Source organism: Anaerosacchariphilus hominis (genome assembly GCF_014290175.1).
Classification (GTDB): Bacteria; Bacillota; Clostridia; order Lachnospirales; family Lachnospiraceae; genus Laedolimicola; species Laedolimicola hominis.
This window is the reverse complement of the sequence record NZ_JACOOR010000005.1, coordinates 165,302-182,259: the sequence shown is the minus strand read 5'-3', so window position 1 is coordinate 182,259 and position 16,958 is coordinate 165,302. Positions and strand designations below refer to the sequence as shown.

Here is a 16,958-nt window from a genome sequence, read left to right as displayed (position 1 = left end):
TTAATATGTATTTTAATTATATCAATAAATATGCTAGAATACAAGAAGTTGAAAATAAAGACAAGAAACTATAGATAAAAGGAGAATAAAATCATGGGAATGACAATGACACAGAAGATCCTGGCGGCCCACGCAGGCCTTCCCGAGGTGAAGGCGGGACAGCTCATCGAGGCCGATCTGGATCTGGTTCTGGGAAATGATATTACCACACCGGTGGCCATCCGCGAGATGCAGAAGCTGAATAAGCAGGATGTATTCAACAAGGATAAGATCGCCCTGGTTATGGACCATTTTATCCCGAATAAGGATATTAAGTCTGCGGAGAACTGCAAATGCGTCCGTGAATTCGCCTGTCGTCAGGATGTAACCAACTACTTTGATGTGGGAGAGATGGGTATCGAGCATGCGTTGCTTCCGGAAAAGGGGCTGACTGTAGCCGGAGACTGTATCATCGGTGCGGATTCCCATACCTGTACCTACGGAGCTCTGGGCGCATTTTCCACCGGCGTGGGAAGCACCGATATGGCAGCAGGCATGGCCACCGGAAAAGCATGGTTCAAGGTACCGTCTGCCATGAAGTTCAATATCGTAGGCAAGCCCTCCAAATGGGTCAGCGGTAAGGACGTAATCCTTCATATCATCGGCATGATCGGCGTGGATGGAGCCCTTTATAAGTCCATGGAATTTGTGGGCGATGGGATCCGGAACCTGTCCATGGACGACCGGTTCACCATTGCCAACATGGCCATCGAGGCAGGCGGAAAAAACGGCATCTTCCCGGTGGACGAGAAGGCCATTGCCTATATGAAGGAGCATTCTGAGAGAGAATATAAGATTTACGAGGCAGACCCGGACGCAGAGTATGACGAGGAGTACACCATCGATCTGAGTACCTTAAAGTCCACCGTATCCTTCCCGCATCTGCCGGAGAATACAAGGACCATCGATGAGATCACCGAGCCAGTGGAGATCGATCAGGTAGTCATCGGTTCCTGCACCAATGGCCGTATGGACGATCTGCGGGCAGCGGCTGAGATCCTGAAAGGCCGCAAGGTGAAGAAGGGCCTTCGCTGCATCGTGATTCCGGGAACCCAGAAGATTTATATGGACGCCATGGATGAAGGACTCTTAAAGATCTTCATCGAGGCGGGAGCGGTAGTCAGCACACCCACCTGCGGACCCTGCCTGGGCGGATACATGGGAATCCTGGCGGCAGGTGAGCGCTGTGTATCCACCACCAACCGGAACTTTGTAGGACGTATGGGCCATGTGGAGTCCGAGGTTTACCTGGCAAGCCCGGCGGTAGCCGCAGCCAGTGCCGTGACCGGCCGCATCAGCGCGCCGGCAGAGCTTGGATTATAGGAGGAAGAGAAGATGCAGGCAAAAGGAAGAGTATTCAAATACGGAGACAATGTAGATACAGACGTAATCATTCCAGCCAGATATCTGGCCATCGCGGATCCCAAAGAGCTGGCGGAGCATTGTATGGAGGATATCGACAGGGATTTTGTGAAGAAGGTACAGCCCGGCAATATCATGGTGGCAGGCAAGAACTTCGGCTGTGGCTCCTCCCGTGAGCACGCGCCGTTGGTTATCAAGGTGTCCGGTATCTCCTGCGTGATTGCGGAGACTTTCGCGCGGATCTTCTATCGCAATGCCATCAATATCGGATTGCCCATCATTGAGTGTCCGGAAGCAGCGAAGGATATTCAGGATGGCGACGAGGTGGAAGTGGACTTCGACAGCGGTATCATTTATAACCGGACCAGCGGTAAGCAGTACCAGGGCCAGGCCTTCCCGGAATTTATGCAGAAAATCATTAAGGCAGAGGGATTGATCAACTACATCAATCAGAAATAATAAATTAGTAAACGAAATGGAAAGCTCCTGTCAGGCAGAAAAGGCCCGGCAGGAGTTTTTGATTGCACATAATGAGGAATGGTCGGAATAGATTTTGACACGGCAGGCCGGGCGAGAGGCAATTGCTTCAGATGGATTACGCGGGCGGCGTGAACAGCGGCAGCTCCGGCGGCGAGAAGCTGAAGGAAAAGAAGCAGATCACCAGCAGAATCAGCAGAGCGTAGCCTGCGAGCAGTGGCAGAGTCAGTCCGGGCCAGCGTACCTCCAGATACCGGGACAGGAGGAAGGTCAGCAGGACGCTGAATACAAAAATCAGGATGTCGAGAACGAAAAAGTCCTGTCCAAACAGTCCGGTATAAGTAAAAAAAGAAGAGACGATAAAAAACATCCCCATGCAGACGGCCAGAAGACGGGAGGTGAGAAAATGCCCGGAGCCTTTGTAAAGGACGATGATTTCAAAAAATGTGTAAAGCAGCACCGGAAAAAACAAAAGCTTCAGATGCTCCCAGACTGATTCATTGACCGGGGAGAAGAGGGCGACGAAGGGGTTTTCACCGCTCCAATGGTAGGTAAAATGAAGCAGGGTGCCGAGAATCAGGGTAAACAGAATTCCGGCAGCCAGATTCAAACGTTCACGGATTTTCATAAAAATACTCCTTACAGAGAGAGTTTTGTTTTAGTGTAGAATGGAAAAGGATCTAAAATGTCTGTCCTGACAAAATTATTTTTGGTTTCTTTCACAGGAATTATTCAGAAAAAGGATAAAAAAGGAAAGAAAATACAAAAAATGTTACAAAATTGTGACAGACGGGTTGACGCGCCGATAAAACATTTTTATAATAAAGGCTATGAACAGGCTGAGAGATAGTGCAATCGTGCTGGGATTGGCAGGCATGCTTCTGATGGTGTCGGCCGATACAAAGGATGTGGAAGCAAAAATCTCTTACGAAAGCGAAGTTCTTTTTGAAGATACGAAACAGAGCTCTGTGGGGGCGGTCTGTCCGGCGGCGGGCGGAAGAGCCCTGAAGCTGGCAGCGCAGGCTATCGGAGCCGAAAACGAAGTGGAGATAGAGATAGAAACGAAAATAGAAGCAGAAATCCAGGCGGAAGAAACGGCCGGACTCTCCCCGGAGGACTATGATGCCCTCCTCCGTATCGTGGAGGCGGAAGCCTCCGGCGAGGACGAGACAGGGAGACTTCTGGTGGCCAATGTGGTGCTGAACCGGGTCCGGGCTGAAGCCTTTCCCGACACCATTCAGGCAGTGGTCTATCAGACCCGTGATGGAAGAGCCCAGTTTTCCCCGGTGGGAAGCGGCAAGATAGAGAGAGTTATCGTGTCTGACACTACCCGGATCGCTGTGGAGCGGGCACTGGCAGGGGAAGACGTGTCCGGTGGAGCCCTGTATTTTGTGAATCCGTCCCTGGCGGACGCCGGTGCCCTGAGCTGGTTCCGGGAGAATCTGACCCTGGTGCGGGCCTATCACGATCATGAATTTTATCTGTAATTTTGATGAGGCAGATTCTAATTCAGAAAAAAGAATTGAAAAATATGCCGCAAATCTGTATACTGAAAGTAGTTGCATAAAGGCGGAAGAATTATGAGAAGATAAAATGAAAAGCTGCCCGGCATCACTGGGCAGCTTTTCATTTTAAAGATGTTTATGCAGAGTGAAACTACTCTTCGATGAGATACGGCTGCAGTACGTTCAGGATGGAATCCAGCTCTTCATCCGCATGGATGCTTAAATCGATGGGCTTGGAAAGATCCAGGCTGAAGATTCCCATAATGGACTTTGCGTCGATGACATAGCGTCCGGATACCAGATCAAAATCTACATCGAACTTTGTAATATCATTTACAAAAGATTTCACTTTCTCGATAGAATTCAGACAAATTTTGACTGTTTTCATGATAATACCCTCCTGATAATAGCTTACTTTAGCTAGATCTTAATACGGGGGTGGGTAAAAGTCAATGACAAATCCATATATTTTTCGGAAAGAGGTTCCAAAATGAAATCAGAAATGAAAAAGGTTGCATTACATAATCTGGGATGTAAAGTCAATGCCTATGAGACCGAGGGTATGCAGCAGCTGCTGGAGCAGGCGGGCTATGAGATCGTGCCCTTCGAGGAACAGGCCGACATCTATATTGTAAATACCTGTTCCGTGACGAACATTGCGGATCGAAAGTCCCGGCAAATGCTGCATCGGGCGAAAAAGCAGAATCCGGAGGCCCTGGTGGTGGCGGTGGGCTGTTATGTGCAGACGGCGGAGGCCGAACTTCGGGAGGACGCGGCTGTGGATCTGCTCATCGGAAATAACCGGAAAAAAGATCTGCTGGCTATTTTGCAGGCCTACGAAGCAGGCGTGGACGAGGACGCAGTCATCGATATCAACCATACCAAAGAGTATGAGAATATGACGGTCACTAAGACGGCGGAGCATACCCGCGCTTATGTGAAGGTTCAGGACGGTTGCAATCAGTTCTGCAGCTACTGCGTGATTCCCTACGCCAGAGGGCGGGTGCGGAGCCGGGACAGCGAGGATGTATGTAAGGAAATCCGGGAACTGGCGGCGTCGGGCTACCGGGAGGTGGTGCTTACCGGTATTCACCTGAGCTCCTACGGCGTAGATCTGGAGGGGGAGAGCCTTCTGACCCTGATTCAACGGGTCAATGAAATTGAGGGTATCGATCGGATTCGGCTAGGTTCCCTGGAACCCCGGATTATCACGGAGGAGTTTGCTAATACCCTGGCAAAGATGAAAAAGTTTTGTCCTCATTTTCATCTTTCTCTCCAGAGCGGCTGCGACGCGACGCTGAAAAGAATGAACCGACGCTATACCGCAGAGGAATACGCGAAGAGCTGCGAGCTTCTCCGGGAAAAGTTTGACCATCCGGCTCTTACCACGGACGTGATTGTTGGCTTCCCGGGAGAGTCGGAGGAGGAGTTCGCCGAGACCGTGGAGTTTCTGAAGCGGATTCATCTGTTTGAAACCCATATTTTCAAATATTCCAGAAGAAAGGGAACCCGGGCGGCAGTCATGGAGCATCAGATCCCGGAGCAGGTGAAAACCGAGCGCAGCCACGTGCTTCTGGCTCTGGACAGCGCCCATTCCAGACAGTATATGGAGGAGTTAAAGGGGCAGCAGGTGGAGATCCTCATTGAGGAAAAGATCACCGTAGCGGGTGTGGAATACCAGGTAGGCCATACAAAGGAATATATCCGGGCGGCGGTTCAGGAAGAAGAAGACCTGACCAATCAGATTATTCCGGCGGTGATTGGGGATACTCTGGAGGAACGCCTTTGCCTGGCAAAAAGGATCTAGGGCTTGTATTTTTGTGAAAGATAGAGTACAATAGTTTGTAGTGGTGTCAGGAGCGTGATAGAGAATGAGCAGATTGGATAGCACACAGAATTTCAAAGTATTGTCAGAGTCAGAGAACCGGGTGGGGGATATACTCCAGCAGGTGTATCAGGCTATGACGGAAAAAGGGTATAATCCGGTGAATCAGATCGTGGGTTATATTATGTCCGGAGATCCTACCTATATTACGAGTCATAACAATGCCCGCAGCCTGATTATGAAGGTGGAGCGGGATGAACTGGTGGAGGAGCTTCTGAAGGTCTATATCGAGGCGAAGCTCTAGTTCGGTTCAGAAAATGAACGGTACAAAAGGAACCGGAAGACAGGAGAATAGGATGAGAATACTGGGACTTGACTTTGGTTCCAAGACCGTGGGCGTGGCAGTCAGCGATCCCCTGGGGATTACTGCCCAGCCTGTGGAAATTGTGCGGAGAAAGTCTGAGAGCAAGCTGCGGCAGACGCTGGCCAGGATCGAAGAACTGGTCAGGGAGTATGGCGCGGAAAAGCTGGTGCTGGGACTTCCGAAGAATATGAACAATACCCTGGGAGAGCGTGCGGAGAAGTCTCTGGCATTTAAAGAGATGTTGGAGAAACGTACGGGGCTCCCTGTTGTGATGTGGGATGAGCGTCTTACGACTGTGGCAGCTAACCGCGCCATGATGGAAGGCGGGGTGCGCCGGGAGAACCGGGGACAGTATGTGGACGCTTTGGCGGCCACTTTGATTTTGCAGGGCTATCTGGACAGTCTTGCCGCTTCAGATACCAGAAACGCGGAAGATGATGAGTAATCAGGAGTAATCAGATGGAAAAGATTTCATTTACCCATAAAGAGACGGGGAAAACGGTAGACTTTTATGTGCTGGAGGAGACACGCCTGAACGGTGTGGACTATATTCTGGTGACTGATTCCCAGGAAGATGACGGAGAAGCACTGATTCTGAAGGATCTGTCTTCCGATGGGGATAGCGAAGCCCTCTACGAGATCGTGGAGGATGATCGGGAGCTTGAGAGCGTCATGGGCATCTTTGAGCAGCTTCTGGACGATGTGGATCTGACCCTTTAGAATCAGGGAAAGGGCAGGGAGCAGGAGGCTGGTTTGGCAGTAGACAGGGAAAAGTTTCAGAAATTACTGAAAGAAAAAGGATTGAAGATGACCAGACAGCGTCTGGTCGTGCTGGAGGTGCTGGCGGAGAATCCGGAGCAGCATTTGACAGCAGAGGATATTTACGAGAGAGTAAAAGTAGAAAATCCGGATATCGGATTGGCTACTGTTTATAGAACAGTTCAGTTATTATTAGAGCTGGAACTGATTGATCGCATCAACCTGGATGACGGTTTTATTCGTTATGAGATAGGAAGTCTGGACGAGGAAGAACATCACAGATATCATCATCTGATTTGTCTCAGATGTGGGAAGGTATCTGCTTTTCAGGATGATATGCTGGAAGCGCTGGAGACGGGGGTAAAGCAGGCGCTGGGATTTCAGGTGGTCGACCATGAGGTGAAACTCTACGGATACTGTAAAGACTGTTTGGAAAAGGAACACAAATAACAGATTTATTTACAGGAGGAAAGAGCTTGAGAAATATTAACAATTCAAAACTGCGGATCATTCCCCTCGGCGGACTGGAGCAGATCGGAATGAATATTACTGCCTTTGAATTCGAAGACAGTATTGTTGTTGTGGACTGCGGTCTGTCATTTCCGGAGGATGATATGCTGGGTATCGATCTGGTTATCCCGGATGTGAGTTATCTGAAGGAGAACATTCAGAAGGTGAAGGGCTTTGTGATCACCCATGGACATGAGGATCACATCGGCGCCCTGCCCTATGTGCTGAAGGACATCAATGTGCCGATCTACGCCACCAAGCTGACCATCGGTCTCATCGAGCATAAGCTGAAAGAGCACAATATGTTGAACCATGTGAAACGCAAGGTGATTCAGCATGGTCAGTCCATCAATCTGGGGGCATTCCGGATCGAGTTCATCAAGACCAACCACAGTATCGTGGATGCCTCTGCCCTGGCCATCTATTCCCCGGCAGGCATCGTGGTACACACCGGAGACTTTAAGGTGGATTACACACCGGTATTTGGCGACGCTATCGATCTGCAGCGTTTTGGCGAGATTGGAAAGAAGGGTGTTCTGGCCCTCATGTGCGACAGCACCAATGCAGAGCGTCCGGGCTTTACCATGTCTGAGAAGACCGTGGGCAAGGTATTCGACGATATCATGTCCGATCATAAGAATTCCCGTATCATCATCGCCACCTTCGCGTCTAACGTGGACCGTGTACAGCAGATTATTAATTCCGCTTACAAATACGGCCGGAAGGTAGTCATCGAGGGCCGGAGTATGGTCAATGTGATTTCCACAGCGTCAGAACTGGGATACCTGAATATTCCTGACAAGACGCTCATTGATATCGAGCAGATGAAGAACTATCCAGACGATCAGGTGGTCCTGATTACCACCGGAAGCCAGGGAGAGTCCATGGCGGCTCTATCCCGGATTGCGGCGAATATTCATAAAAAGGTACAGATCAAGCCGGGCGACACCGTGGTGTTCAGTTCCAAGGCCATTCCGGGCAATGAGAAAGCGGTTTCCCGTGTGATCAACGAGCTGTCCATGAAGGGAGCAGACGTGATTTTCCAGGATGCCCATGTATCGGGACATGCGTGTCAGGAGGAGATTAAGCTGATTTACTCCCTGGTTCGTCCCAAGTACGCCATTCCGGTTCACGGTGAATACCGTCATCTGAAGGCCCAGGCCGATGTGGCCCGGAGTCTTGGTATTCCAAAGGAGAACATCTTCATTCTGTCCTCCGGTGATGTGCTGGAGCTGAACGCGGATAACGCGAAAGTCGTGGATCATGTGCATACAGGCGGAATCCTGGTGGATGGCCTGGGCGTGGGCGATGTGGGAAATATTGTTCTGCGGGATCGTCAGCATCTGGCTGAGGACGGCATTATGATCGTGGTTATGACCCTGGAGAAGTACAGTAATCAGCTGCTGGCCGGACCGGATATCGTGTCCCGTGGCTTCGTCTATGTGCGGGAGTCCGAGGATCTGATGGAAGAGGCAAGAGCTGTAGTGAACGACGCGGTGAATAACTGCCTGGAGAAAGGCGTAACCGACTGGGGCAAGCTGAAGAATGTGATCAAGGACGCTTTAAGCGACTTTATCTGGAAGAAGACGAAGCGGAATCCCATGATTCTGCCGATTATTATGGAAGTATAGCGATAAAGAGGACTGAGGATGAATACAAGAAAAGCGGCCCTGACGGTCTTATCCATAACATTGAAAATCGTAATCATGGCAGTGATTGTGCTTGGCATCTTCAAGCTGGGAAGCACGGCCTTCTCCTACGGACATTCAGTGTTCCAGGAGGAAGCCCTGGATCCCATGCCGGGAAGAACCATCACAGTTACGGTGGAGGACGGTTCCTCAGCGAAGACCATTGCGAAGCTGATGGAGCACAAGGGACTGGTGGAGAACTGGAAGCTTTTCTATATTCAGGCCATATGCTCCAAGTATTCCAAGACTATGAAAGCAGGAACCTATACCCTTTCGACAGCCATGAAGCCCAGACAGCTGATGGCAGTCATGTCGGGCGAAGAGGTGGATTTCGACTGGGGACAAGAGGAAGAATCGTAAGTGATAGCAGGAGAGAGAACCACAGCCTATATCAATTCCCTTGATATGGGCAATACAGAGCTTTTGAATCAAATAGAGAAAGAAGCACTGGAAACCTATGTGCCGATCATACGACGGGAGACGCAGAGCTTTCTGAAGACGCTGCTGGCGGCAAAGAAGCCTGAAAGGATCCTGGAGGTAGGAACGGCCGTAGGCTTTTCTGCGCTTCTGATGGCAGAGTACAGTCCGGCGGATACACGGATCACCACCATTGAAAAATACGAGAAACGGATTCCCATTGCAAAGGAGAATTTCCGCAGGGCGGGACGTCAGGATCGGATTACCCTGCTGGAGGGGGATGCTGCGGATATTTTGAAGGGGCTGACAGGAACCTATGATTTTATTTTCATGGATGCAGCCAAGGGCCAGTATATTCACTTCCTGCCGGAGGTGTTCCGGCTTCTGGCGCCTGGAGGTATCCTTTTATCCGATAATGTACTGCAGGACGGCGATATCATCGAGTCCCGATTCGCAGTGGAACGCCGCGACCGGACCATTCACAGCCGTATGCGGGAGTATCTGTATACGCTGACCCATCACCCGGAGCTGACTACCTCGGTGCTGCCGCTGGGTGACGGTGTGACTGTAAGCGTGAAGAAAGGTAATGATTCAGTATAACTGTTTTGATATGGAATGGTTATAAAGAAGGAGCAAGTATGAGTACAGAGAGAAAACCGGAGCTTTTAATTCCGGCCAGCAGTCTGGAGGTCTTAAAGACCGCGGTGGTCTTTGGCGCAGATGCGGTATACATCGGCGGCGAGGCCTTTGGTCTTCGCGCCAAGGCTAAAAATTTCTCCATGGAAGACATGAAAGAGGGAATTGCCTTCGCCCATGCCCATGGGGTAAAGGTTTATGTAACAGCGAATATTCTGGCCCATAACCGGGATCTGGAAGGCGTGCGGGCTTATTTTGAGGAACTGAAGGAAATCAAACCGGACGCGCTGATTATCGCGGACCCGGGCGTCTTTATGCTGGCGAAGGAGATTTGTCCGGAGATAGAGCGTCATATCAGCACCCAGGCCAATAACACCAACTATCTGACCTATCAGTTCTGGTATCAGCAGGGGGCAAAACGGGTGGTTTCCGCCCGAGAGCTTTCCATGGAAGAACTTCGGGAGCTGCGGGCGCATATCCCGGAGGATCTGGAAATTGAGACTTTTGTACACGGAGCCATGTGTATCTCTTATTCGGGACGCTGCCTTCTGAGCAATTATTTTACCGGCCGCGACGCGAACCAGGGTGCCTGTACCCATCCCTGCCGCTGGAAGTACGCGGTTATGGAGGAGAGCCGTCCCGGCGAGTATCTGCCGGTGTATGAAAATGAGCGGGGCACCTATATCTTTAATTCCAAGGATCTCTGCATGATTGAGCATATTCCGGAGCTTCTGGAATCCGGCATTGACAGCTTTAAGATTGAGGGCCGCATGAAGACGGCGCTCTATGTGGCGACAGTGGCCAGAACCTACCGGAAGGCCATCGACGATTGCCTGAAGTCCCGGGAGCTTTACGAGGAACATATGCCCTGGTATAAGGAGCAGATTGCAGCTTGCACGTATCGGGAATTTACCACCGGATTTTTCTATGGAAAGCCGGACGAGAGTTCCCAGATTTATGATAACAATACGTATCAGAAGGGCTATACCTATCTGGGAATTGTTGGCGACGTGGACGCGGAAAATTATATCCATCTGGAGCAGAGGAATAAGTTTTCTGTGGGAGAAATGATTGAGATCATGAAGCCGGACGGAGAAAATCTGGCTGTCAGGGTAGAAGCTATCCTGAATGAAGAAGGCGAAGCCATGGAGAGCGCGCCCCATCCCCAGCAGAAGCTGCGCGTGAAGTTAAGTGGTGAAGCGGACGCCTGCGATATTCTGAGACGGAAAGAAGAGTAGAAAAGCTGTAATACGTTCTCTATACCGGAAATTAAATGGGAAAGGCACCTTGCAGGTGGATTTATCAAGTAAGATAACTCCACTCGGAAGGTGTTTTTTTGAAGACGTTTCCGCATTATTAGAGACAGAAGGAGGATTACGGGCAGGAGAATGGATAAGAAAATCATGGCAAACGCCAAAGCCTGCGCCTGGCAGAATTAGACTCTGTTAAAAAATTCTTATAACTGTGGTAAGATTACCTTGTAATTGAAAATTGGGGCGTGATGCTTTTTAAATTTTATGTTCTATTTGTACGAGATTTATTACTGCATATGATGTGTTGGGGTTTCGGTTACGCATGGATGACCGATAGAGATACAGCTTTGGTGCGGTGATGATTTCCGGTTTAATGTATGGAGCCATCGGTACATCTATAAGTATGATACCGCTGAAATTGGAAGAATGATGTATCAGAGTTATAAGGCAGGTATGATACAGAATGAAGAGGAGTTTGTAGAACAGTTGAAAAAATTGAGAGGTGAGTAGAATGGGAGATAAAAAAATCTATGTAATTGCAAAGATTTTTGACAAGCAGGGTTGCATAGCCTACAGTTGCAAGACACCGAATGAGGCAAGATGTCTGCCGGGAACATTGGAAGCGATTCGAGCAGAAGGGGTGCAGATAGTAGTACTGGATTCGCCGGATATTTATCCAGAGTATGCACCATATGAATATATAGAGGATATGAAGGAATATATCGATCGGGTTTCAAAACTGAATGTTGCATAAGAAAAAGTAAGGGAACAAGCCTACCTGGCCTGTTCCCTTACTTTTCCGAAGATACCGAATCAAAAAGGGTTGTTATGATAAAAACCTTTGAAAGGACATGACCATGTATAAGATTGGAATTTGTGATGACGACAAGATTTTATGTCCTGTTTTGGAAGAGCGGATTTACGGGCTTTCAAAAGAGCTAGGGATGAAAGTCGAAATTGAGGTATGGTATCCCGGCGAAAGTATACAAAATGATTTGAATTTCAAAAAGGAAATTCTGTTTTTAGGGTTCCGTTAAAAGATATTGCTTATCTTATGAGTATGGATAAGAAAATAATCATTGTAAAGAAAGATGGAAAAGAAGAATTTTATGGAAAGCTAAAGAGCATCGCAGAAAATCTTCCAGCTGATTTTTTGATGATTCATCAATCCTATATTATCAATCCGTCAAATGTAAGTGAATATTCTTATGAAATGGTAAAAATGCTAAATGGAGAAAATTTAAATATCAGTAAACCATATAGAAAAGAAACTTAATTTCTGCAACGGGAGTATGGGTTATATTAATGACAGGACGAAAAGCCTTGATTTACAAGGGGTTCGGATCTGTCTTTTCTATTGTGGGCAATAAAATTTGATAAAGAAGGTGATTGACAAACTGACTCGCAATGACTTATCATTAGATAACGCAATGCGTTAAATAATGGTGGAATAAAGAAGATGAGTAGAGGAAAAGAAGTAAAAGAGCTAAGAGAAAAAATGGGAATGAACAGACGTGAGTTCAGCGATTACTATGGTATTCCATATCGAACGATTCAGGATTGGGAAGCAGAGAAAAGAGAGCTTCCGGATTATTTACTGCGATTGTTGAAATACAGAGCGGAAATAGAGCGTCGAATCAAAAGTGAAGATATTTAAAGGTGGTACTGATGATTTGTTGGACTGGAAATAATTATATTTAGTTCAAGATAAGATGATTTCCAGTCCAAGAATTAGTTCAAGGAAGGGTTATCAGTTATCATAGTATTTTTTGTATATTTTTTTACCATAAGCATAACGCAATGCGTCAAGTTGGAAAGGAGAGTATTTAGTGGATAAGAAAATAAGCGTAATATCAGATTTGGATGGAAAGAAAATTGTTGTGATCAGTGATATTCGTTTTAAAGGGAAGAGGAATATCAATTGGGAAGAAGTTGAGCAGTATTTAAAAGAATACATAGGAAATTGCTATGAAGTAGTCGAAACCTCGGATCAAGTCTATATTGGTTCAGATTTTCCAGGAGAATTAAAAGGATCTGTAGATACCAAAAGATTATATGGAGCGAATGCGAAAGCAAAGGCTAATGCTACCCAGGGAATTCCTATGCTTCTTCAATGTGCTACGAATAGACGATGGCAGGAAAACTTTAAAGGAAAGCATAATGTTGATGCAAAGTTTGGCTGGTATAGGTTTACGACAAGGTTTGCACTCCCAGTATATAACAATGATACTGGAGAACTTGAACGATTTAATATATTCAGGATAGAAATGTTGATACGACATGCTGCAGACGGATATTTATATCTGTATGACTTGGTGAACATAAAAAAAGAAACGAGCACCCCGCTTGAGCAATAGCCGTACGGTAACAAACCCATTTCTTGATTATATGATACATTGAACAGTATTAAATGTCAACGAAAAAAGCATAAGAATCTCAATGTTATACTGCAAAATTTGTAATTGAAAAAGAGCATATGTATGTGGAAAATGCAAACAGGGCAACCAGGGAAGGCTTTATTACAGCAGATAATATAGAACCCAATCCTAAAAATCCGATTATAGCGGCATTTTTCAGAAATATTGGTTATGCCGATCAACTTGGTTCTGGCGTACATAATTTATTTAAGTATAGTAAATATTATTCAGGGCAGGAACCGGAATTTATAGAGGGTGATGTGTTTAAGACTATTGTGCCTTTGAATGATGAATATTCTTATGATTTTGTAGCAGATAAACAGGAAATAAAAAGTGCCGATAACAATGTGAGAGTGCCGATAAGAAGTGCAGATAACAAAATCATGAGAAAGCAACAAACAAAGGTACTTGAATATATAAAAGAAAATGGAAAAATAACATCACATCAGGCGGAAATATTGTTGCAAGTAAAGCAAAGGCGTGCCAGAGTGATTCTTAGGGAAATGGTAGAGGCAGGAATGCAGGAAAATATGTGACAAAAGAAACGAATAATTAATAGTGGTTTTAAGGGAACAAGTCTATCTGGCCTGTTCCCTTACTTTTTCCGAAGATAGCGAATCAAAAAGGTTTGTTATGATAAAAACATTTGAAAGTGAGTGGGGAAAAGAATATACTAGTAGCAGGGGATTGAAGAAAAATAATGGAGAAAGAGATATGGGGAAGATTGATGAAGTACGATTAGGATTTGAAACAGCATACATCGACGGTTCCGTTGTTTCAAACAATATATAGACCAGAATTTGTATCCAATAATCATAAAGCAGGAAAGAAAGTATTTTCGTCTATTGAGGACGAACTTTTGGCATGTGATAGTTTCCAGATAAGCGTAGCATTTATTACGATGAATGGTATTACCCCTCTTCTTCAAACATTGAAAGAGCTTGAGGAGAGAAATATTGAAGGTGAAATTCTTACAACCAATTATTTGAATTTCAGTGAGCCTAGAGCTTTGAAAAAACTCAACGAATTATCCAATATCACACTTAAAATGTATGATGTAGAAGCTGCTAAGGAAGGATTTCACACAAAGGGTTATATTTTCAAGAAGGAAGAAATTTATCGTATTATTATTGGCAGTTCTAATATCACAAGCGCAGCACTTACGAGTAATAGAGAGTGGAATACAAAGTTAATTTCAACAGAACAGGGAGAAATAGCGCAGGAAATTATTGCTGAATTCAATGAATTATGGAATTCAAACTATGCATTATCGTTTGATGAGTTCTATGAGAAGTATAGCGAGCAATATGAGATCATCAAGCACCAGCGTGAGATTGCAAAACAGGAAGAAATCATTTCAATTGAAAAATATAAACTGCAGCCAAACAGTATGCAGGTGGGGTTTATTACGAATTTGAGAAAAATTCTGGAGGCTGGTGAGGATAGAGCACTTTTGATTTCTGCGACTGGTACGGGGAAGACCTATGCGTCTGCATTTGCAATGAGAGAACTTGGGTTTAAACGAGTACTGTTCTTGGTTCATCGCGGCCAGCTGGCAAGACAGACAAAGAAGTCTTATGAAAAAGTATTTGCCAGGTCCGTTTCAATGGGACTGGTCGGTGCCGGATACCATGAATATGACGCAGATTATGTGTTTGCGACAGTACAGACATTGAATCGAGATGAACATTTGCTTCAGTATAAAAAAGATACATTCGATTGTATTGTATTAGATGAAGCCCACCATGTTCCGGCAGATACATATCAGAAAGTGATGAATCATTTTACTCCAAAACTTTGGCTGGGAATGACAGCTACTCCGGATAAAAGAGATGATAGCATAGAAGGAAGAAATGTTTACGAGCTATTCAACTATCAAATTGCATACGAAATTCGATTACAACAGGCGATGGAGGAGAATCTTCTTTGTACATTCCACTATTTTGGCATTACCGATTTGGAAATTATCGGAGATGAAAAAGGGGTCAGAAGAGATTTTACTATGCTGACCAGTGATGAAAGGGTAAAGCATATTATCAATCAGGCTGACTATTATGGATATAGTGGGGATAAGGTGAAAGGGCTGATTTTCTGTAGCAGTATTAAGGAATCGGAAGAATTAGCAAATAAATTTAATCACACGATGAATCCTTCCACAGGTCGGAAGTTCAGAACGATTGCGTTGAATGGCAGTGCTTCTGAACAGGATAGACAGGCTGCGTTTGAGAGACTTGCCATGAATGAAGAAGATGCAACAGAAGATAATGAGCCGTTGGATTATATTTTTTCTGTCGAAATCTTAAACGAAGGTGTTGATATTGTAGAAGTAAATCAGGTTATTATGCTTAGACCAACACAATCCCCGATTGTGTTTATCCAGCAGTTGGGACGAGGACTCAGAAAAGCATACGGAAAAGAATATGTAGTAATTCTTGATTTTATCGGAAATTACAACAATAATTTTATGATTCCAATCGCATTATCAGGGGACAGAACCTATAATAAAGATAATATTCGCAGATATGTCATGGAGGGTGGAAGAGTAATTCCTGGTGCGTCTACCATACATTTTGATGAGATTAGTAGAAAGAAAATATTTGCGTCTGTAGATAATGCAAACTTTAGCGATATAAAGCTTATCCGAGAGAACTACACAAATCTAAAGAACAAGCTCGGACGAATTCCCAGGCTGTGTGATTTTGATGACTACGGTGAAATGGATGTCATTCGTATTTTTGATAACAACAATCTTGGCTCATACTATAAGTTCCTGGTAAAATATGAGAAAGAATATAACATTCGTTTGTCGGAGGACGAAGAAAAGGTTATAGAGTTCGTTTCAAAAAAGCTGGCAAGTGGAAAAAGAATTCAAGAGCTTCAGATGTTGAAAAGAATGATGGCGTATGCTCACGGATTATCAAAGTCTGGCTTATTTGCAGGTCTTTTGGAAGATATGAAGGGGTATGGAAAAGCTATTGGTCAGAATCAGAGAGAAAACATTATAAATGTTATGACAAATGAGTTCCCTGCCGGAGCAAGTAAGAAGACTTATTCTCAATGTGTATTTATTGAGAAAGAAGGAACAGATTATAAACCGACAAAGACATTTATGCAGATGATGGAACATAATGAGTTTTATGAGGTCCTTCAAGAATTAGTTGAATTTGGCATTCGCCGATATGAAAGAAATTATATAAAGACATATGATCGGACAGATTTGGTTTTATATCAGAAATATACCTATGAAGATGTCTGTCGCCTGCTTAACTGGGAGCAGAACGAAGTGCCATTAAATATTGGCGGATATAAGTTTGATAAAAAGACAAAGACATTTCCAGTGTTCATCAATTATGATAAGGCCGAGAATATTAGCGATACTACAAAATATGAAGATCATTTTGTACCAGGATTTCGGGATCGTTTGATTGCTATTTCAAAATCAGGAAGAAGTTTACAGTCGGAAGATGTGCAGAATTTCTTGAAAGCAAAGGAACGAGGTATTCAAGTGGAGCTTTTTGTAAGAAAAAATAAGGACGATAAGATTTCGAAAGAATTTTATTATCTGGGACATATGACAGCAAGTGGAAGCGTAAAAGAAATTACAATGGCTAATACCCAAAAAACAGCAGTGGAAATAGAGTGGATACTTGATGTCCCGGTACGGGAAGATATTTATGAATATATCGTGAATTCTTAAGTGGAGGAT

20 protein-coding genes and 1 pseudogene are annotated in these 16,958 nt (G+C 45.3%); 19 read left to right on the top strand and 2 right to left on the bottom strand.

What is annotated here, in order from left to right:
- The first annotated feature begins 93 nt into the window (after positions 1–93).
- Positions 94–1,362: a 3-isopropylmalate dehydratase large subunit gene (gene leuC, locus H8S44_RS10175; RefSeq protein ID WP_186873580.1), complete on the top strand. Its 1,269-nt coding sequence runs from the start codon at positions 94–96 to the stop codon at positions 1,360–1,362.
- A gap of 12 nt (positions 1,363–1,374) precedes the next feature.
- Positions 1,375–1,860 carry a 3-isopropylmalate dehydratase small subunit gene (leuD, locus tag H8S44_RS10170; protein WP_186873579.1) on the top strand — a complete coding sequence of 162 codons (486 nt, stop codon included), beginning with the start codon at positions 1,375–1,377 and terminating at the stop codon, positions 1,858–1,860.
- Positions 1,861–1,996: 136 nt separating this feature from the next.
- Here leuD and H8S44_RS10165 read toward each other — a convergent pair whose 3' ends face one another.
- Positions 1,997–2,506 (bottom strand): DUF6512 family protein, encoded by a 510-nt coding sequence (locus tag H8S44_RS10165; protein ID WP_186873578.1) that lies wholly within the window; start codon positions 2,504–2,506, stop codon positions 1,997–1,999.
- Between the two features lie 202 nt (positions 2,507–2,708).
- Here H8S44_RS10165 and H8S44_RS10160 point away from each other — a divergent pair, with 202 nt between their 5' ends.
- Positions 2,709–3,365, top strand: a complete 657-nt coding sequence (locus tag H8S44_RS10160; RefSeq protein ID WP_186873577.1) for a cell wall hydrolase — start codon at positions 2,709–2,711, stop codon at positions 3,363–3,365.
- Between the two features lie 169 nt (positions 3,366–3,534).
- On the opposite strand, the gene H8S44_RS10155 is transcribed toward H8S44_RS10160, so the two are convergent.
- Positions 3,535–3,771, bottom strand: coding sequence for an HPr family phosphocarrier protein (locus tag H8S44_RS10155; protein WP_186873576.1), 237 nt, complete (start codon positions 3,769–3,771; stop codon positions 3,535–3,537).
- Positions 3,772–3,885: 114 nt separating this feature from the next.
- Between H8S44_RS10155 and mtaB the strand changes: the two genes are divergently transcribed.
- The 16 genes and pseudogenes from mtaB to H8S44_RS10075 all read left to right on the top strand — a co-directional run bounded on the left by mtaB (position 3,886) and on the right by H8S44_RS10075 (position 16,949).
- On the top strand, positions 3,886–5,190 hold the full coding sequence (gene mtaB, locus H8S44_RS10150) for a tRNA (N(6)-L-threonylcarbamoyladenosine(37)-C(2))-methylthiotransferase MtaB (RefSeq protein WP_186873667.1): 1,305 nt from the start codon (positions 3,886–3,888) through the stop codon (positions 5,188–5,190).
- Between the two features lie 64 nt (positions 5,191–5,254).
- A complete protein-coding gene (locus H8S44_RS10145) occupies positions 5,255–5,512 on the top strand; it encodes an IreB family regulatory phosphoprotein (RefSeq protein WP_186873575.1) in 258 nt (85 codons plus the stop codon).
- A 52-nt stretch (positions 5,513–5,564) separates the two neighbouring features.
- Complete coding sequence (ruvX, locus tag H8S44_RS10140; RefSeq protein ID WP_243167555.1) at positions 5,565–6,017, top strand: Holliday junction resolvase RuvX; 453 nt, start codon at positions 5,565–5,567, stop codon at positions 6,015–6,017.
- Between the two features lie 14 nt (positions 6,018–6,031).
- Entirely contained in the window at positions 6,032–6,292 is a 261-nt protein-coding gene (locus tag H8S44_RS10135) for a DUF1292 domain-containing protein (RefSeq protein WP_186873573.1), read from the top strand.
- A gap of 33 nt (positions 6,293–6,325) precedes the next feature.
- Complete coding sequence (locus tag H8S44_RS10130) at positions 6,326–6,781, top strand: Fur family transcriptional regulator (RefSeq protein WP_186873572.1); 456 nt, start codon at positions 6,326–6,328, stop codon at positions 6,779–6,781.
- A gap of 26 nt (positions 6,782–6,807) precedes the next feature.
- A complete protein-coding gene (locus H8S44_RS10125; RefSeq protein ID WP_186873571.1) occupies positions 6,808–8,472 on the top strand; it encodes a ribonuclease J in 1,665 nt (554 codons plus the stop codon).
- Between the two features lie 18 nt (positions 8,473–8,490).
- Positions 8,491–8,889, top strand: a complete 399-nt coding sequence (locus tag H8S44_RS10120) for an endolytic transglycosylase MltG (RefSeq protein WP_186873570.1) — start codon at positions 8,491–8,493, stop codon at positions 8,887–8,889.
- Positions 8,890–9,546, top strand: a complete 657-nt coding sequence (locus H8S44_RS10115) for an O-methyltransferase (protein ID WP_330593566.1) — start codon at positions 8,890–8,892, stop codon at positions 9,544–9,546. It begins immediately after the preceding gene.
- A 38-nt stretch (positions 9,547–9,584) separates the two neighbouring features.
- Positions 9,585–10,820: a peptidase U32 family protein gene (locus tag H8S44_RS10110; RefSeq protein WP_186873569.1), complete on the top strand. Its 1,236-nt coding sequence runs from the start codon at positions 9,585–9,587 to the stop codon at positions 10,818–10,820.
- A 526-nt stretch (positions 10,821–11,346) separates the two neighbouring features.
- Positions 11,347–11,589, top strand: a complete 243-nt coding sequence (locus H8S44_RS10105; RefSeq protein ID WP_158362368.1) for a DUF6718 family protein — start codon at positions 11,347–11,349, stop codon at positions 11,587–11,589.
- Between the two features lie 103 nt (positions 11,590–11,692).
- Positions 11,693–11,872: a hypothetical protein gene (locus H8S44_RS10100; protein ID WP_186873568.1), complete on the top strand. Its 180-nt coding sequence runs from the start codon at positions 11,693–11,695 to the stop codon at positions 11,870–11,872.
- Positions 11,873–11,889: 17 nt separating this feature from the next.
- On the top strand, positions 11,890–12,111 hold the full coding sequence (locus H8S44_RS10095; protein ID WP_186873567.1) for a LytTR family DNA-binding domain-containing protein: 222 nt from the start codon (positions 11,890–11,892) through the stop codon (positions 12,109–12,111).
- 183 nt (positions 12,112–12,294) lie between these two features.
- A complete protein-coding gene (locus tag H8S44_RS10090; RefSeq protein ID WP_186873566.1) occupies positions 12,295–12,492 on the top strand; it encodes a helix-turn-helix domain-containing protein in 198 nt (65 codons plus the stop codon).
- A gap of 172 nt (positions 12,493–12,664) precedes the next feature.
- Positions 12,665–13,192: a hypothetical protein gene (locus tag H8S44_RS10085; protein ID WP_186873565.1), complete on the top strand. Its 528-nt coding sequence runs from the start codon at positions 12,665–12,667 to the stop codon at positions 13,190–13,192.
- Positions 13,193–13,317: 125 nt separating this feature from the next.
- Positions 13,318–13,788: an ATP-binding protein gene (locus H8S44_RS10080; protein WP_243167553.1), complete on the top strand. Its 471-nt coding sequence runs from the start codon at positions 13,318–13,320 to the stop codon at positions 13,786–13,788.
- A 178-nt stretch (positions 13,789–13,966) separates the two neighbouring features.
- Positions 13,967–16,949, top strand: a pseudogene (locus tag H8S44_RS10075) (DUF3427 domain-containing protein).
- Positions 16,950–16,958: the final 9 nt, after the last annotated feature.

Excerpts from the sequence above, each read along its gene's own strand:
- H8S44_RS10155 (WP_186873576.1), bottom strand. The coding sequence starts at position 3,771 with ATGAAAACAGTCAAAATTTGTCTGAATTCTATCGAGAAAGTGAAATCT.
- H8S44_RS10135 (WP_186873573.1), top strand. The coding sequence starts at position 6,032 with ATGGAAAAGATTTCATTTACCCATAAAGAGACGGGGAAAACGGTAGAC.
- leuD (WP_186873579.1), top strand. The coding sequence starts at position 1,375 with ATGCAGGCAAAAGGAAGAGTATTCAAATACGGAGACAATGTAGATACA.
- H8S44_RS10100 (WP_186873568.1), top strand. The coding sequence starts at position 11,693 with ATGTATAAGATTGGAATTTGTGATGACGACAAGATTTTATGTCCTGTT.
- H8S44_RS10120 (WP_186873570.1), top strand. The coding sequence starts at position 8,491 with ATGAATACAAGAAAAGCGGCCCTGACGGTCTTATCCATAACATTGAAA.
- H8S44_RS10145 (WP_186873575.1), top strand. The coding sequence starts at position 5,255 with ATGAGCAGATTGGATAGCACACAGAATTTCAAAGTATTGTCAGAGTCA.
- H8S44_RS10105 (WP_158362368.1), top strand. The coding sequence starts at position 11,347 with ATGGGAGATAAAAAAATCTATGTAATTGCAAAGATTTTTGACAAGCAG.
- ruvX (WP_243167555.1), top strand. The coding sequence starts at position 5,565 with ATGAGAATACTGGGACTTGACTTTGGTTCCAAGACCGTGGGCGTGGCA.
- mtaB (WP_186873667.1), top strand. The coding sequence starts at position 3,886 with ATGAAAAAGGTTGCATTACATAATCTGGGATGTAAAGTCAATGCCTAT.
- H8S44_RS10165 (WP_186873578.1), bottom strand. The coding sequence starts at position 2,506 with ATGAAAATCCGTGAACGTTTGAATCTGGCTGCCGGAATTCTGTTTACC.
- H8S44_RS10090 (WP_186873566.1), top strand. The coding sequence starts at position 12,295 with ATGAGTAGAGGAAAAGAAGTAAAAGAGCTAAGAGAAAAAATGGGAATG.
- H8S44_RS10160 (WP_186873577.1), top strand. The coding sequence starts at position 2,709 with ATGAACAGGCTGAGAGATAGTGCAATCGTGCTGGGATTGGCAGGCATG.
- H8S44_RS10110 (WP_186873569.1), top strand. The coding sequence starts at position 9,585 with ATGAGTACAGAGAGAAAACCGGAGCTTTTAATTCCGGCCAGCAGTCTG.
- leuC (WP_186873580.1), top strand. The coding sequence starts at position 94 with ATGGGAATGACAATGACACAGAAGATCCTGGCGGCCCACGCAGGCCTT.
- H8S44_RS10095 (WP_186873567.1), top strand. The coding sequence starts at position 11,890 with ATGAGTATGGATAAGAAAATAATCATTGTAAAGAAAGATGGAAAAGAA.